The organism is Maridesulfovibrio sp. (assembly GCF_963676065.1).
Lineage (GTDB): Bacteria > Desulfobacterota > Desulfovibrionia > Desulfovibrionales > Desulfovibrionaceae > Maridesulfovibrio.
On record NZ_OY780933.1, the window covers coordinates 190607 to 207908 of the forward strand.

Annotated in this window: 14 protein-coding genes; all 14 read left to right on the plus strand. The window is 51.1% G+C overall.

Annotation, left to right across the window (positions count from 1 at the left end; genetic code table 11):
• Positions 1 to 12: 12 nt before the first annotated feature.
• The 14 genes from ACKU35_RS00850 (at position 13) to ACKU35_RS00915 (ending at position 17288) form a co-directional block, all read left to right on the plus strand.
• Positions 13 to 1473 (plus strand): UDP-N-acetylmuramoyl-L-alanyl-D-glutamate--2,6-diaminopimelate ligase, encoded by a 1461-nt coding sequence (locus tag ACKU35_RS00850; RefSeq protein ID WP_319762207.1) that lies wholly within the window; start codon positions 13 to 15, stop codon positions 1471 to 1473.
• Complete coding sequence (murF, locus tag ACKU35_RS00855; protein WP_319762209.1) at positions 1470 to 2858, plus strand: UDP-N-acetylmuramoyl-tripeptide--D-alanyl-D-alanine ligase; 1389 nt, start codon at positions 1470 to 1472, stop codon at positions 2856 to 2858. The genes ACKU35_RS00850 and murF overlap by 4 nt, the downstream gene beginning before the upstream one ends.
• Positions 2855 to 3934 carry a phospho-N-acetylmuramoyl-pentapeptide-transferase gene (gene mraY, locus ACKU35_RS00860; RefSeq protein WP_319762211.1) on the plus strand — a complete coding sequence of 360 codons (1080 nt, stop codon included), beginning with the start codon at positions 2855 to 2857 and terminating at the stop codon, positions 3932 to 3934. Before murF ends, mraY begins: the two co-directional genes overlap by 4 nt.
• An 8-nt stretch (positions 3935 to 3942) precedes the next feature.
• Positions 3943 to 5244 carry a UDP-N-acetylmuramoyl-L-alanine--D-glutamate ligase gene (murD, locus tag ACKU35_RS00865; protein WP_319762213.1) on the plus strand — a complete coding sequence of 434 codons (1302 nt, stop codon included), beginning with the start codon at positions 3943 to 3945 and terminating at the stop codon, positions 5242 to 5244.
• Entirely contained in the window at positions 5241 to 6356 is a 1116-nt protein-coding gene (gene ftsW, locus ACKU35_RS00870; RefSeq protein ID WP_319762215.1) for a putative lipid II flippase FtsW, read from the plus strand. Before murD ends, ftsW begins: the two co-directional genes overlap by 4 nt.
• A complete protein-coding gene (murG, locus tag ACKU35_RS00875) occupies positions 6356 to 7453 on the plus strand; it encodes an undecaprenyldiphospho-muramoylpentapeptide beta-N-acetylglucosaminyltransferase (protein WP_407944200.1) in 1098 nt (365 codons plus the stop codon). The genes ftsW and murG overlap by 1 nt, the downstream gene beginning before the upstream one ends.
• 53 nt (positions 7454 to 7506) lie before the next feature.
• A complete protein-coding gene (murC, locus tag ACKU35_RS00880) occupies positions 7507 to 8919 on the plus strand; it encodes a UDP-N-acetylmuramate--L-alanine ligase (protein ID WP_319765321.1) in 1413 nt (470 codons plus the stop codon).
• A gap of 12 nt (positions 8920 to 8931) precedes the next feature.
• Positions 8932 to 9819 (plus strand): UDP-N-acetylmuramate dehydrogenase, encoded by an 888-nt coding sequence (gene murB / locus ACKU35_RS00885; protein ID WP_319762219.1) that lies wholly within the window; start codon positions 8932 to 8934, stop codon positions 9817 to 9819.
• Positions 9816 to 10670 (plus strand): FtsQ-type POTRA domain-containing protein, encoded by an 855-nt coding sequence (locus tag ACKU35_RS00890; RefSeq protein WP_319762221.1) that lies wholly within the window; start codon positions 9816 to 9818, stop codon positions 10668 to 10670. The genes murB and ACKU35_RS00890 overlap by 4 nt, the downstream gene beginning before the upstream one ends.
• 53 nt (positions 10671 to 10723) lie before the next feature.
• Positions 10724 to 11953, plus strand: coding sequence for a cell division protein FtsA (ftsA, locus tag ACKU35_RS00895; protein ID WP_319762223.1), 1230 nt, complete (start codon positions 10724 to 10726; stop codon positions 11951 to 11953).
• 223 nt (positions 11954 to 12176) lie between these two features.
• Positions 12177 to 13454: a cell division protein FtsZ gene (gene ftsZ, locus ACKU35_RS00900; RefSeq protein WP_319765323.1), complete on the plus strand. Its 1278-nt coding sequence runs from the start codon at positions 12177 to 12179 to the stop codon at positions 13452 to 13454.
• Positions 13455 to 13520: 66 nt separating this feature from the next.
• Positions 13521 to 15206, plus strand: a complete 1686-nt coding sequence (locus ACKU35_RS00905) for a radical SAM protein (RefSeq protein ID WP_319762225.1) — start codon at positions 13521 to 13523, stop codon at positions 15204 to 15206.
• 617 nt (positions 15207 to 15823) lie between these two features.
• Positions 15824 to 16294, plus strand: coding sequence for a periplasmic heavy metal sensor (locus tag ACKU35_RS00910; protein ID WP_319762227.1), 471 nt, complete (start codon positions 15824 to 15826; stop codon positions 16292 to 16294).
• 145 nt (positions 16295 to 16439) lie between these two features.
• Entirely contained in the window at positions 16440 to 17288 is an 849-nt protein-coding gene (locus ACKU35_RS00915; RefSeq protein WP_319762229.1) for a DUF4405 domain-containing protein, read from the plus strand.
• Positions 17289 to 17302: the final 14 nt, after the last annotated feature.

The window sequence follows — 17302 nt, forward strand, 5'->3', positions numbered from 1 at the left end:
AGGAATTTTTATATGTCTAAAGCAGTACTGAACAGATCAGAATGGGAATCACTTCTCGCCAAAGTAGGCGAGGGTTTGATGGTCCATACAGATTCACGGGAAGTCCGCCCCGGTGATATTTTTATCGCCATTTCCGGACCCCTGCGTGACGGTGCTGATTTCGTTCCTCAGGCACTGGAAAATGGTGCCGCATATGTTGTCTGTGAAAAAGAGATTGAAACAGGTTCCGCCGAACTGATCCTTCATCCCTCTCCCCGCGAAGCTCTGGGAGAACTGGCCGAAACTTATTTTAAAACAGCAGACTGCAAAATTAAGCTGGTCGGCATAACCGGTACCAACGGTAAAACCACCACCACTTACCTGATCGAGCGGCTCCTTATCGCTGCCGGAATGAAAGTGGGCGTGCTCGGCACGGTTAGCTATCGCTGGCCCGGATATGAACAACCGGCCCCGCTGACAACTCCCGGATGCTGGCAACTGCATGAGATGATTTCCAGAATGGATGCAGCTGGAGTCGAAGTTGCAGTAATGGAAGTTTCCTCCCATGCCCTGCATCAGAACCGTGTCTGCGGACTCAATTTCGACGCCGCGGTTATGACCAACGTCACTCAGGATCATCTGGATTACCACGGTGATATGGAAGAATATTTCAAAGCCAAATGCATGCTCTTCCAGCATTATCCCAGCGCGCTGAAACGCGGCATCATCAACTTCGATGATCCATACGGCAGACGCCTGCTCGAATGCTACTCCCCGTCCATCGGATATGGCATGGACTCCGCCTGTGCCGCAGGTGAAAAATCCCTTTGCGGGGAAATGATTTCCTGCTCCGGCAGCGGCATGCGTCTTAAAATGACCTATGACGGCAAGGAATGGGAAATCGAAACCGACCTTATCGGTAAGTTCAACGGTTCCAACCTGCTGGCAGCACAGGCTATCGGTCTGCACATGGGATTGACCCCGGAGCAGATGAATGTGTTCAAGGAATTTGATGGAGTTCCCGGCAGGCTCGAAAGGGTCCGCAATAATCAGGAACTTAATATTTTCGTGGACTACGCCCATACTCCGGATGCGCTGGACAACGTCCTGAGCACCCTCAAGGATCTTGATTTCAAAAGGATTATCTGTGTGTTCGGCTGCGGCGGTGACCGCGACCGGGCCAAGCGTCCGCTCATGGCTGAAGCAGCCTGCCGCTATTCCGATGTAGCGGTGCTGACCTCTGACAATCCGCGTACCGAAGATCCCATGCGGATAATAGAAGATGTGCGTCCCGGCCTGAAAGACTGCGCGCAGATCATAGAAGAAGTTGACCGAGCCAAGGCTATCAGAAAAGCAATTGCGGAAATGACTGTGGACGATGTGTTGCTCATAGCGGGCAAAGGACACGAAACATACCAAATTATCGGAACGGAAAAGCGGGACTTCAGCGATAGCGAAGAAGTCTCAAAGGCGATCAAGGAGATTTACGGTTGAAGCTGACCTTAAGAGAACTAGAAGAACAGCTCATGGGAAGCAGCGATCTTCCCTCTGCGGCAGACATCGAAATCGCAGCCGTGCGCATTGACAGCAGGCTGGTGAAAAAAGGTGATGTCTTCTTCTGCATTGAAGGGGAAAATTTCGACGGCCACAACTTTGCCCGGCAGGCTCTTGAAGCCGGGGCGGTCGCGGTTGTTGTTTCCCAGTTCATACCTGAACTTGAGGGTAAGCCGGCCATTATGGTCCGCGACACCGTACAGGCTCTTGGCCGTGTAGCCGCATACTGGCGCCTTAAATCCAATGCCCGCATGATCGCCGTGACCGGGTCCGCCGGGAAAACCACGGTTAAGGAAATGCTGGCTCACGTGCTTTCCGGTTCCGGACTGGTGCACAAAAATTTCATGAATCTGAACAACCAGCTCGGCCTGCCCCTTTCCATGCTTGAAGCAACTGGAGAGGAGACTTACTGGGTCATGGAGCTTGGCATCAGTCTGCCGCACGATATGGGCGAACTAGGCCCGATTGCTCAGCCGGATATGGCAATCATACACAACATCGGTCCCGCGCACCTTGAAGGTCTCGGATCTCTTGAAAATGTTGCCGCCCATAAAGCATCTCTTTTCAAATACATTCGCCCCGATGGGAAAGCCCTCTGCTGCAAGGATCACGAACTGCTCTGGAACGCGGCAAGCGCCATCACGGAGCCCGTGGCATTTTCCTCTCAGGATGAGGATGCGGAGTACTACAGCACCATGCTGCACACGCTGCCTGACGGTTCCGGAAGATTCCTGATCAAGGCTGGAGATGAAACAGCGGAAGTAATCCTGCCCACATGCGGATCACATTTTGCTGAAAACGCGGCGGCGGTTACCTGCGCTGCGCACCAGCTGGGCATGGGGCTGACTGAGATAGCGGAAAGATTAAAAACAGTAGAACTGCCCAAGCAGCGGTTCCACTGCCACACCCACGGCGAATGGACACTTATCGATGATTCATACAACGCAAACCCGCTATCCATGAGTCGCGCCATCGATACAGCCAAAAACATCGCCGGGGAACGCCCTCTGGTACTGGTGCTCGGAGATATGCTGGAACTGGGCGATGAAGCCGGATGCGCGCATTGCGATCTCGGCAGCAAAATTGCCGAGACCAAGCCGGCTGCAACTTTTTATCACGGTATGCATTACGCAGAAGTGGCTTCCCAGACTAACGGGTGCACTCTGGTGCCGGTGAAAAAACCTATCGAATTTTTGAACGGAATACATGAACTCGGTTTGAACGACGCAGTCGTACTCTTTAAGGGTTCAAGATCCTGTCACATGGAAGAGTACTTCCACGTGCTGAGCAATGAAATTAACGGGGAAAGCGGAGGCAACAAATGATCTATCACTTTCTGGTCCCCCTTAGCGCGCAATTAGGTGTGCTGAATGTATTCCGTTACATTACCTTCAGGTCAATCTACGCCCTGCTCACCGCGCTGGTCATCACCATCGTGCTCGGGCCGATGATGATGCGCTGGCTGCAAAAGATAAAATGCGGGCAGTATATTCAGGCCGAAGTAGGCGAACTGCATAAGTGCAAGGCCGGAACTCCGACCATGGGCGGACTGCTGCTCGGCTTCGGCGTGCTGGTCTCGACCCTGCTCTGGGCGGATCTGGCCAATATTTACGTATGGTTGACCATGATGGTTTTCGCCGGGTTCGGCCTTGTCGGATTTGTGGACGATTACACCAAGATCAGGGGCAAACAGAACAAAGGGATATCGCCCAAGGCAAAACTTCTCGGACAGTTGCTGGTAGCCGGAACGGCTGTCGGTCTGTTGATCATGCAGCCTGCTTATTCCACACAGCTCGCGGTGCCGTTCTTCAAGAACTTCACTCCTAATCTGGGCTGGATGTATCTGCCTTTCGCGCTTCTGGTCATGATCGGGGCCTCCAACGGTGTGAATTTAACTGACGGTCTGGACGGACTGGCGATTGGGCCTTCCATAACCAGTGCCACCTGTTACGCATTTTTTATTTACATCGCCGGGCACGTGGGAATGTCCACTTACCTAAACGTTCCCCATGTTCCGGGAGTCGGAGAAGTCACTGTTTTCTGCGGCGCGCTGGTCGGCGCGGGACTGGGATTTCTCTGGTACAACGCATATCCTGCCCAGCTTTTCATGGGCGATGTAGGTTCACTCAGTATCGGCGGCGTACTCGGTTTCATCGCCGTGCTCTGCAAGCAGGAACTGCTGTTGATCATTGTCGGCGGTGTTTTTGTCTTTGAAACAGTTTCTGTAATCATGCAGGTAAGTTATTTCAAAGTAAGCGGAGGCAAGCGCATCTTTCGCATGGCCCCGCTGCATCACCATTTTGAACATAAAGGAATCCCGGAATCCAAGATCGTTATCAGGTTCTGGGTTATCTCGATATTAATGGCCCTCATGGCCCTGAGCACTCTTAAGATCAGGTAAGGGAAGTTATGGATAGCGCATTTGTAGAACAGGTCACCTCGACCAAAATGTTCACCGGTCGGTTGGCAGTTGTCGCCGGAGCCGGAAGATCAGGACTTGCCGCAGCAAAACTGCTGCACAAGCTCAAGGCTACCGTGCGCATTGTGGACAGTAACGTGGATCTCACAGACGATATTCTGAAAGGCCTAGGCGATACCGAGCTCATGACCGGACCCTTCTGTGAAGAACAGTTCGCCGGAGCAGATGTAATCATCGCCAGTCCCGGTATTCCGGCCCGCAAGATAGCTCCGTTTATCGGCGATCTGCCGGAACGGGCCATCATTTCCGAACTGGAACTGGCCTCATGGTTCGCCAATGAGCCCAAAATCGCCATAACCGGAACCAACGGCAAAACCACAACCACCGCCCTGATTGAACACATTCTGAAAGAATCCGGACGCAAACCTTTCGCCGGAGCCAACTACGGTACGCCTCTATCAGAATTTATAGCCGCAGACGGCGAAGCGGATGTGCTGGTGCTCGAAGTATCCAGCTTTCAGCTTCAGAACTGCCGTTTATTCAGACCAAAGGCCGCGATATTGCTGAATATCTCTCCCAACCATCTCAACTACCATGAAGACATGGATGAGTATCTGGCGGCCAAACTCAAAATTTTCGAGCGGCAGAGCGAAGACGAACTGGCAATCCTGCCCGCTGAAATGCGTGGGCAGCTTGACCCGTCCGAGTTCACCAAAGCCGAAGTAAAATGGTTTGACGGTTCCACTTTCGCAGAACAGCCCAACCTGCCCGGTTATCATAACCGCCTGAATATGGAAGCAGCATGGCTGGCTCTGGAAAAAATAGGTTTGACCCGTGCGGAATTTGAAGCCGGACTCAAAACATTTACCGGCAAACCGCATCGCATTCAGGATATCGGCTCGGTCGATGGAATCCGTTTCATTGACGATTCCAAAGGTACAAATCTCGATGCAGTCAGCGCGGCCCTGAAAAGCTTTGACGGTCCTGTCCGGCTGCTGCTTGGCGGAGTCTTTAAGGGCGGAGATGTAAGCTCGTTGATTCCCGACATGCTGAATAAAGTAGCCGAAGTGGGACTTTTCGGTGCAGGTCGCGAATATTTTGAACCCGCTCTTAAAAATGAATTTAATCTGTCATGGCACGAAGACCTTGAAAAAGCAGTACGTGCGCTTTTCGAAAATGCACAGGCAGGGGACACCATTCTGCTCTCTCCGGCAACAGCCAGCTTTGACGCTTATTCCGGTTATGAAGAAAGAGGCGCAGATTTCAAACGGATCATGGAGGAACTCTCTTGAATAAGAAAAAGAACCTCTCCGGCAAACCAGAACGCCTTGATTACTGGCTGCTGGCCGCGGCATTGCTGCTGGCCTGTTTCGGACTGATGATGGTCCTTTCCGCCAGCGGAATCATGGCCGAGCGTTTCTTTGACGACAAATACCTCTTCTTTAAAAAGCAGGCGGTATTTCTCGTGATCGGCACTTGCCTGATGTACACCTGTTCCCGTTTGCCCAAAGCCCTGTACTACAACATGGTCTATGTCTGGCTCATGGCCGCTTTCGTGCTCCTTCTGCTCTGTGACTTCTCCCCTCTATCGGTAGCAGCGGGAGGCGCAAAACGCTGGATCGCAATGGGACCTATCCGCATTCAGCCGCTGGAATTCTGTAAGCCGGCGCTGGTGCTGTATCTTGCCTATTTCTTCTCCCGCAAGCAGGAGATGATCAAGACTTTCAACGTAGGATTCCTGCCGCCCTTCGCCATAACCGGGGCTTTATGCCTGCTCCTGATGCTGCAACCGGACTTCGGCGGCTCGGTATTTTTGTGCATGATCCTCTTTTTCATGAGTCTGGTCGGCGGAACCCGTATAAGCTACCTGCTGACTTCTCTGGTCTTCGCTGGCGGCGCCGGATACATGCTCATCACCAGTTCCCCGTACAGGCTCAAACGCATGACCGCGTTCATCGATCCTTTCAAATCCGCCCACGAGGAAGGTTACCAGCTGGTGCAATCCCTCTACGCTTTCGGGTCGGGAAATGTTTTCGGTCAGGGCCTTGGAGCGGGCAAACAAAAACTTTTCTTTCTCCCTGAAGCGCACAACGACTTCATCATGGCTGTTGTGGGCGAAGAACTGGGATTCATCGGTGTACTGGCCGTGTTTGCGATTATCGGATTCCTGGTCTGGCGCGGATTTAAAATAGCTCTGGCGCAGGACGATCTGCAGGACCGTTTCACCGCTTACGGACTGACCATCATGCTGGCACTGGGATTCAGCCTCAACCTCGCCGTGGTCATGGGAACCGTTCCGCCAAAAGGCGTGCCGATGCCTTTCGTAAGCTATGGCGGATCGAGCCTGATCATTTCATGCATCTGCATAGGCATCCTCCTCAATCTATCAAGGGGGAAAGTATGATGAACCGCATTGTCCTTACCACTGGCGGTACAGGGGGACATGTATTCCCTGCACTGGCAGTTGCCCATGAGATCAAAACCCGTTTCCCCGGCTGCGAGATTCTTTTTCTCGGCGGTAAAGGTCCGGAACGGGATATGGTCAGTCGGGCGGAGATATCCTTTAAGGGACTCCCGGCAAAGGGCATCGTAGGCGGCGGCATCAAAAAAGTTTTCAGTTCACTGTGGATTCTGAATGCACTTGTCATGGCCCTGAAAGAACTAGTCTCTTTCAAGCCCGATGCTGTGATCGGTTTCGGTGGATACGCCGGATTCTGTCCGGTACTGGCAGCATGGATCATGGGCATTCCCACCGCAATCCACGAACAGAACAGTGTGCCCGGAGTGACCAACCGGATTCTGGGCAAAGTTGTAAAAAAAGTTTTCGCATCTTTTGAAGATAAAAAAGGATTATTCCCCGCGGCTAAAACCACTGTTGTGGGCAATCCGGTCCGCAAGGAAATAATCGACTCCGGCAGGAGCACAGTTGGTAAATCGGTACTGGTATTCGGTGGAAGTCAGGGCGCTGCGGCCATCAATGACGCAGTCATAAGCGGACTTCCCAAACTGAAAGAAGCAGGCATCACCCTGCGCCACCAGACTGGAAATGACGACTATGAAAAAGTTCGCAGGGCATACGAATTAAACGGACTTAACAGCGAAGCGGTCTCCCCCTTCATCCACGACATGGGCAAAGCATATGCCGAAGCTTCCCTTGTAGTGTGCAGATCCGGGGCATCAACTGTCTTTGAAATTGCGGCAGCGGGAAAGCCGGCGATATTTATCCCCTTTCCGTATGCCACACATGACCATCAGACCGGGAACGCGCTTTCCCTTGCTGATTTAGGAGCGGCAATAGTCATCCCGCAATCGGAACTTGGTAATTCCGAACAGGGAGGGCAAAGGCTGGCTGATGAAATTATAAAGCTGATTACGGATCAGGACCGGCTGAAAGCCATGGGAAGCAGAGGACTTTCATTTGCCCGGACTGATGCGGCCTCCGCCATAGCGGAAGGACTTGGAGATATTATTAGAATGAAGAAAATGAGAGGTGCAGCATGATCGCAGCGGAAGGACCTAACGTACCTTTGGTAACGGAGACCACAAGCCCAATCATGCGCAGCAGGGTTGGCAACATTCACATGATCGGTATCGGCGGCTCAGGCATGAGCGGCATAGCCGAGGTGTTGATCAATCTGGGATTTACCGTAACCGGCTCCGATCTTGCCGCTGGAGCTCCGGTCAAGCGTCTGCTCAAAATGGGTGCGCAGGTTTTCATCGGACACGGAGCTGAAAACGTCAAAGAAGCTGACGTGGTGGTTAAATCTACGGCCATATCCGAAGAAAATCCTGAAGTGGTCAAAGCACGTGAACTCGGAATCCCCATCATTCCCAGAGCGGAAATGCTGGCCGAACTGATGCGCCTGCGTACCGGAATAGCAGTAGCCGGAACCCACGGTAAAACGACTACCACCTCTTTGCTGGCAACAATTTTCACGGAAGCGGAGCTGGACCCCACCGTCATCATCGGCGGCAGGCTGAACACCTTCGGAAGTAACGCCCGCTTAGGTGACGGGCAATTTCTAATTGCCGAAGCTGATGAATCAGACGGATCTTTCCTCTGCCTCGCGCCGATCATCACAGTGGTTACAAATATTGATAAAGACCACCTTGATTTCTACGGCAATCAGGAAGCGATTGATGAATCCTTCCGCAAATTCATGAATTCAATTCCTTTCTACGGAATGAACGTGGTCTGCGGAGATGATTCCGGGGTGCAGAGACTGCTGCCCTCAATCAAACGTCCCTGTATGACTTACGGTTTGAACAAGGAGAACAGATTACGCGCGGAAATCCTTTCCTGCGAAGTGCGCTCCCTCTTCAAGGTATTTCTGGACGAGAAGTTGCTGGGTGAAGTTTCACTGGCCCAGCCGGGTAAGCACAACGTGCTCAATGCCCTCGGCGCAATCGGGGTATCCCTTGAAGCCGGGCTTGAACCCGAAGTTATCCTTTCAGGACTATCCAACTTCATGGGAGTCGGTCGCAGGTTTGAGAAAAAAGGGGAAAGCAAAGGAATTCTCGTGATCGACGATTACGGGCACCACCCTGCGGAAATTCAGGCAACCCTTGAGACCGCTAAATCATGCTTTCCGCAGCGTAGGCTGGTGGTGGCTTTCCAGCCCCACAGATTCACCCGCACTCAGGCATTGTTCGGTGAATTCTGCAAAACATTTGAAAAAGCCGATGAGCTGCTGCTGACCGAAATTTACCCCGCTTCGGAAGATCCCATTCCGGGCGTAAACGGAATGTCACTGGCACAGGGTATCAGGCAGGTGAGCGACACCAAAGTCCGCTTTTACCCGGATTTTGAGATGATGCAGAATGAACTGCCCAACATCCTGAAACCCGGAGATATGTTTATCACTCAAGGGGCAGGATCAATCTATACCGTGGGTGAAAAGTTTTTAAAGTATCTCGAAGAGGACGGCGAAAAAGTCCTGAAACCTGAAGAAATGACCGCATTGTAACGGATAATATTGATGACACTGGAACTGCTTCATAAACCGAGCATGGCTCAGCTCACCTCACTAGGCATTGGCGGAAACGCACGTGTTCTGGCCAAGGTGCGCGACGAAGCCGGGCTGGACGAGCTATCCCGCTTTGTTGAGCGCGAGGGCAGCGGCCTTATTGCCATCGGTGAAGGCAGCAACCTGCTGGCCGGGGATGGAGAATTGAATCTCGCCCTCGTACAGATCGCCTGCCGGAGCAAAGCCGAAGCACTGATATCCGGCACCAGAGTGCTGGCTCCCGCTGATATGCGCTTGCCGGGACTCCTTGCAACGCTCATCAAAAACGGTCTTTCCGGCATGGAAGGACTGGCCGGGATTCCCGGTTCCGTCGGTGGTTCCGTCGCCATGAACGCAGGTTCTTACGGCACCGACATGCAGTCCTCCGTAAAAAGGGTCCGGCTGTGGACTCCTTCAAAAGGGCTTTTCTGGAAAGACACCGCAGATCTGGAATGGGGATACCGTCACTTTTCCATTGGTCAGAATAACGGCAGTGAAGATGATTTTTTTCTGGTCTGGGAAGTTGAGTTTGAACTTACCCGCTCCACCGAAGAAGAGGTGCGAGGCAGGATCAAAAACAACTTTGAAAAGAAAAAGTCCACCCAGCCGGTCACAGCAAAGACCGCCGGGTGTGTTTTCAAAAATCCTGAAGGCTATAGCGCGGGCAGACTGCTCGACGAAGCCGGATTTAAAGGTAAAAAGATCGGCGGTATGGGCTTTTCCGAGATGCATGCCAATTTCCTTGAGAATAAAGGAAACGGCACAGCAGCGCAGGCACTGGAACTTATGGATCAGGCAAGCGAAGCCGTGGCTGAAAAATTCGGCGTCACCTTAAAGCCGGAGGTAATAATACTGTCATGAGCGTAGCAGGAGTAAATAAAAGCAGGCTTAACCTGACAAAGTCAGGAAAAAAACGCAGCAGCAAAAACAAAGTTAAAAGGCGCAAGTTGAACTCGCAGCCTATCGGAAATATTTTTTCCGTCCTGCTGCGTAAATTCTGTATCTCAGGAGCCTGCCTGCTTGTACTGGCAATGATCGGAGTAGGTTGTCTTGCCGGGTACCGCTGGGTTACCACCCTGCCTTATTTTGCCCTGCAAGACATCAAGGTAACCGGCAATCATCGCTTGAGTTACGGAGAGATCCTGTCCATCGCAGATCTGAGCCTTAACAAAAACAGCCTCGCGGTGAACATCGGAGACGTGGAAAGCAGGCTGAGTAACAATCTGTGGATAAAATCCGCGGCTATCAGAAGACAATTGCCGGGTAAAATGCAGATTCACGTGCGAGAGAAAAAGCCTCGCTTCATAGTCCGCAACAATGACGCTCTTTATTACTGCGACAGCAAAGGTGAGCTGATTGCCCCGGTAGCTCCGGGCAAATTCAGTTCCCTGCCCTTTCTGAATATTGAATCAGAAGCCATGAACAAGGCAACCATCCTGCCGGAATTCATGAACAAACTCAGCAGACGGGAGCTGCCCTTCGATTCGGGCCAGATAGCATGGATCGACATCAAAGGCGGCAACAGGATGGAAATTTTTATGGACAGACTCAGCCTTACGGTGCTGCTGGGACTGGACAACTGGCAAGAACAGCTTTCACACCTGAACACAGTTTGGAAAGACCTCAAGAACAGGGGAGAGTTCAGGGATGTGGCAGTCATTTCAACCGGAAAGAACAGGGTTTGGGTTGAAAAACGCAATTCCGGGAAATGATTGCCTCAATTGGCAATACCCCGAATTTACAAGGATGATGAGGAGAAAGAATTATGTCCAAGTCTGATCTGATCGTCGGCCTCGATGTAGGCACTACCAAGATCTGCGCGGTCGTGGGGGAACCCACCGCGGACGGAGTCGATATCGTAGGTATCGGCACTGCCCCGTCCACAGGATTGCGCAAAGGAGTGGTGGTAAACATCGAGCAGACAGTACAGTCCATCAAGAAAGCTCTTGAAGAGGCTGAACTCATGGCCGGCTGCGAAATACGCTCCGTTTATGCGGGCATCGCAGGCAGTCATATCAAAGGTTTCAACAGCCACGGAGTTATCGCTGTAAAAGGCGGTGAAGTAACTCAAAAGGATGTTGACCGGGTTATCGATGCGGCGAAAGCTGTCGCCATTCCGCTGGACAGGGAAGTTATCCACACCCTGCCGCAGGAATACATCGTTGACGATCAGCGCGGTATCGCCGATCCGCTGGGCATGGCCGGTGTGCGTCTTGAAGTAAAAGTCCACATCGTTACCGGAGCAGTCACCTCCGCCCAGAACATCATCCGTTCCTGTCACCGTTCAGGACTTGATGTTTCCGACATTGTTCTTGAATCACTCGCCTCCAGTAAGGCAGTGCTTTCTGAAGAAGAACGTGAAATCGGCGTCGCCATTGTCGACATCGGAGGCGGAACAACGGATCTGGCTATTTTCGCCAACGATTCCATAAAGCATACTTCCGTTATCGCTCTTGGCGGTAACAACCTTACTAATGACATCGCCTTCGGTCTGCGCACTCCTATGGGGTCAGCTGAGCAGATCAAGGTCAAATACGGAACCGCGCTTACCGATCTGGTTACAACCGATGAAACCATCGATGTTCCCTCGGTCGGAGGACGCGACCACCGCAAAATGTCTAAACGGGTTCTGGCAGAAATTTGTGAACCGCGCTGCGAAGAAATCCTCTCCCTGGTTGATCAGGAACTGGTCCGCAGCGGATACAAGAATATGATTGCCGCAGGCGTTGTCCTCACAGGAGGAACCTCTCTCGTGGACGGCATGCAGGAACTTGCGGAGCAGATTTTCGATCTGCCGGTTCGCATCGGCTATCCCGCCGGAATAGGCGGACTCAAAGATGTTGTGAACAGTCCCAAATTCGCCACAGCGGTGGGACTGCTTATGTACGGCGCGGAAAAAGAAGGCAGCTCCGAGCAGGTCTTCAGAATCCGTGATGAAAATGTTTTCAACCGCATTCTGGGCAGGATGCGTAAATGGTTTACTGATATTGCATAATTGATTGATGCGCTCTGCGCCTTGATTAATTTGATTTCGCCTCCGGCGGTTTAACCCCTTTGAAAGGGTTTAAGAATCCCAAACTTTTTCAGTAGGATTCCTCCGCTGGGAATTGAAGGACAGGAAGAATTATAAATCAGTAAACTTGGGCATGAAGGTATTTCCGGCTCCGATCACCGGAAAAAATCTAAGCAAAAGTTTAACAGGGGAAATGAAAATGATGATGGATTACATGGAAATTGAAAATGACGGTCAGGCCCGCATCAAGGTTATCGGTTGTGGTGGCGGTGGCGGTAACGCTATCAACAACATGATCCAATCCGCACTCTCCGGTGTTCGCTTTATCGTAGCCAACACTGATGCACAGGACATCAACAAATCTCTTGCTGAATACAAAATTCAGCTCGGCGACAAACTGACTAAAGGTCTCGGCGCAGGCGCAAATCCAGAGGTGGGTAAAAGCGCTGCCCTCGAATCCGTAGACCAGATCCGCGAACTGGTCAGTGACTGCGATATGGTTTTCGTTACCGCCGGTATGGGCGGCGGAACCGGAACAGGCGCTGCTCCCGTTATCGCTGAAGTTGCCAAGGAAGCAGGAGCCCTCACTGTCGCTGTTGTAACCAAACCTTTCTATTTTGAAGGCAAACGCAGACTGCTGCAGGCAGAAAAAGGTATTGAGGAACTCAAACAGGTGGTTGACTCCATCATCACCATTCCCAATGACCGTCTGCTCCAGCTTGCCGCCAAAAAAGCAGCATTCTCCGAAATGCTCAAAAAAGCTGACGAAGTCCTCTACTACGGCGTTAAAGGTATTGCCGATCTGATCACCGTTCACGGCCTGATCAACCTTGACTTCGCTGACGTACAGGCTGTTATGTCCAGCTCCGGTCTGGCCCTTATGGGTACCGGTATCGCACGGGGTGAAAACAGAGCCCGTGAAGCTGCCATGAAGGCAATCACCAGCCCGCTGCTTGAAGATGTTTCCATTGAAGGCGCGAAAGGCGTACTCATCAACATCACCTGCTCCCCTGACATGACCATTGATGAAGTCAGTGAAGCAGCCAACATCATCTATGAAGAAGCACACGAAGAAGCACAGATTTTCTTCGGTACTGTCTTCGATGCTGAAGTGGGCGATGAAATGCGCATCACCGTTATTGCTACCGGAATCGACACTGCTGTCGAACAGACTGTGACTCCCCCCGTTGAACAGCAGTCTTTCGGTCAGCCCCAGCGCCCCAACCTGACTCCCAGAGGCATGACTCCAAAAAAAGAAGCCACTACCAACGTACGTCAGATGGGTAGCGCCCACGCAGAAGAAGACCGCTCCATCCCAGCTTACCTGCGCCACACCACAAGCAAGCCCGTTGAAGCGGCTGGTAACTCAGAGCCTGTTCAGCTTAAGCCAAAACAGGCCGCGAACTCCGGTGGAGAGGAATTCATCTTCCATGATGACGATGATTTTGAAGTTCCGACATTCATCCGCAAACAGGCTGATTAAATACAGCCGGCGATGATCATAAATCGGAAACAGGCCGGACTTAATTGTCCGCACCGCAAATAGCCTATGTCCGCAACTGAAGAATTCTTCTATTACGGAAAGGAAGAACCCTCGCCCGATGAAACTGGAGGCCGTCTGCCCACGGCCCTTGTTTTCCTCGGACGGAAGGGGTCTGCACTCTCAACCTTAGGTTGGCAGGCAGTCTATCGCTTGCTCGCTCCGGACGCGGAGCTCGCAGTGGAAAGATTCTTCCTTGGTGACCCGGGGCAGCCGTCTGTTTCCATGGACAGTAAAAAAGAACTGTCCGAGTTTCCCCTGATCGGTTTCAGTATCAACTTTGAGGAGGAATACCTCCACTTGGTCAGGATGCTGAAAGATTCGGGCGTTCCGCCACTGGCGACGGAACGCCCGGACTTCCCGCTGGTCATGGGAGGAGGTCCGGTGGCCTTCCTCAATCCCGCACCAATCGCGCCCTTCTTTGATATGTTCTGGGTGGGTGAAGCCGAAGCCGGATTGAAAAATCTATGCCTCGAGCTGAAGCACCATATTTACAACGGGGGAAGCAAAAAAGAATTTCTGGACCTGATCAAAGATCGTGACGGGGTATACGTCCCCGGAATGACCAAAGGTCCCGTCCGCAGAGCCGTGCTGCCTCCCGGACCTATAAATGAAGGACATGGAGTACCGCTCTTAAATCAACCGGCCTACTCCTGTTTCATCAGTCCGGAAGCTGTTTTCAAAGATATGTTTCTTGTGGAAGTCAACCGCGGCTGCCCATACGGATGCCGATTCTGCGCCGCAGGTTATATTTATCGACCGCCCCGACACGCCTCCATAGACCAGCTCAAAAAAATAGTGGAACTCGCTGATCCGCCCAAGGTGGGACTGGTGGGAACCGCCCTAACTGACTGGCCCGATCTCATTCCGTACATTGAATGGCTGAAAAAACGTAAAACTAAATTTTCCCTTTCATCAGTTCGCGCCGACGGGCTGACTGAAGAGCTGCTCGATATCCTGCGCGCTTCCGGCGTACGGACCGTTACCCTTGCCCTTGAAGGAGCCAGTAAACGTCTGCGTGCTGCTGCCAGCAAGAACTTAGACGAAGATGACTTTCTGCGCGCGGTTGAATTATGTGCCGCCAAAGGAGTCAATCATCTTCGGGTGTATGTCATTGTAGGCTGGCCGGGTGAAACAGACGAAGATTACGAAGAACTGGCTATCATGCTTGAAAAGATGGATCAGGCCCGCAAACGCGGACAGGGTAAAAAGAAAAAACAGTTCATGCGCATCACCTTCGGAGCCAGCTGTCTTGTGCCCAAACCATGGACTCCGTTGCAGTGGGCACCCATGCCGACTGAAAAAGAACTCAAGGATGTGCTCTCCAAGGTTAAAGGGCTGACCAAAAAATATAAAGGTATGGCTTTTTCCGGGGATTCACCTTTTCAGGCCCGCTTGCAGGGTATCCTTTCTCGCGGTGATGAATCACTTGCGGAATTCATCAGCTATGCCGCAGAACACGGCGGTTGGAAAAAAGCGACCAAATTTTACAAGGGTAATCCGCAAAGATTCATCGATGACAAACTCGATAAAGACTCCACTCTGCCTTGGGACTTTATAGATACCGGTGTAAAAAAATCCTACCTTTGGCGTGAGTGGCAGCGCTTCCAAAAAGCCGAAACTACTCCCGTATGCCCTCCTTCCGGCTGCGCTGAATGCAAATCGTGCGGCATGTATCAGTGGCTGAACGAATAATTCTGTCCACGCTTCAATCTTCCGGATACATTAAATTTATTTTGTGCAATCTATTATTTTCCTGCACAAGATGTGCAATTGTTAACCTAAACGTGCACCATCCCACACATATACTTTAAAGCAAACACAACCTTAAATACAATTAATTAAGCCACTTAATACGCATGGCACATCCTATGCTTATTAAAGATTACGAGACAGCCTTTTCCTGCGAAGGAGATCACTTAAAAAATGAAATCGTGTTCACATCATAGCCGTTATGGTTATGAGCATAGCAGGAAGTTAAAGACGTCTTTAATACCCATCAGGATGAATCCCAAAATTTCATCACCCTATACGTTTAATGCAGTACACTCCTTCCCCACTAAAAAGGAGGCCCTCTCACCGGGCCTCCTTTTTATTTACAAGCTGGGTTCAAACTCTTTACAGACGCAAAATCCTGCATGTGAGCATGCACCCATTTGTGCAGCAAGTTGCACAAATCCTTTGCACTAAAATTTAGGAGCCACTCAACACAGACATAAGCTACTGTTTTGTTTATACATAAGAATTTGGCACAGCACGTGCTATATTAAAAACTGAGAGGGCAACAACTTTTAACAGAATCAGGAGATCATATGAAAAGAAAAACTCTGGTCCCGCTGATCGTTGTGATGGTTCTGGCTGTTGCATCAGTCGCCATGGCACGCAACGGTTACCGGAACGCTGGTTACCATAACGGTAACTGGGCTGCATATGAGCAGCTGACACCTGAAAAACAGAATCAGGTGCAAAAAATCATCCAGAAATATGAATCCACATTTCAAAATCTTAAGAGTGAGCAGTGGGCGAAACACACTGAACTCAAAGCTCTGGTGGATTCCGGTAACGCCGATAAAGAGACCATCCACAATCTGGTAAAGGAACTCTCCCAAGTACGGGATAAGCTTTACACAGAACATAAAAAGATGGCGGATGAAATTGAGAAGGAAACCGGCCTGACATTCCCTCCCATGGGGCAGGGAATGGGTAACGGCGGCAGGGGCTGCGGCAACGCCCAGAGGGGCGACTGTCCCTCAAGCGGTGGATGTCCGGGCCAACGTTTCTGAACCTTATAAATAACGTTCATCTACACTTAATTACAGGAAAACGGGAAAAAAGGAGGACCACGTGGTCCTCCTTTTTCATTAAATTTCTTTCAATAGCGCCCATCATTAAGTTATTAATGTAAAAAACCAAAAAATGGAGCGCACCATGACCAGAAAAATCATTTCGCTGACCAGCTTTTTTTTATTTATCGTTCTGATTATTTCCAGCATTGTTTTATACGTCGTACCACAGGGGCGAGTGGCCTACTGGGCGGACTGGTCCCTGCTTGGTTTGAGCAAGGAACAATGGGGCGACATACATATCTGCACCGGAATCATGTTCCTCGCAGTCTCCCTGCTCCACATCTGGCTGAACTGGAAACCAATCCTCGCCTATCTTAAGAAAAAAGCAGGAAAACCCAACTTTACCTCGCCCGCGTTTTTCATCAGTATAACCCTAACCCTTTTCGTAGTCTTTGGCTCCTTGCTCAACCTGCCACCAATGAAGCAGATACTTGAATTAAGCCAAGACATTAAAGCCTCGGGCGAAGCAAAATACGGTATCCCGCCATATGGACACGCAGAGCTCAGCCCCTTGGAAATCTTCTGCAAACGTATGGGCCTTGATGCAGACAAGGCAGCCGAGTCTTTGAAAAAGGCAGGAATTGAGATTGAGTCCACTAAAGAAACCATCAAATCAATTGCCGCCAGAGCCGAAATTACCCCTAAAGAACTCTATGAAAAAATCCTCAAGGATCAGCCACGGGAAAAATCAGACATCTCAAATATGGATCACAAAAATACCCAAGAGCAACAGTCCTATACTCCGGGAGCCGGAATAGGACGCATGAGCCTTGAAAATTATTGCGCTAAATTCAATCTGGACCTGAACACAGCCATCGACATTTTGCGTGAACAGGGCGTAGTTGTTGACAAAGAGACATCCATAAAGGAAATTGCAGGGGCACTGGGCCTGAGCTCACCACACGCGATCAGTACTCTGCTTAATCCCTAACAAAAAAAGTATTT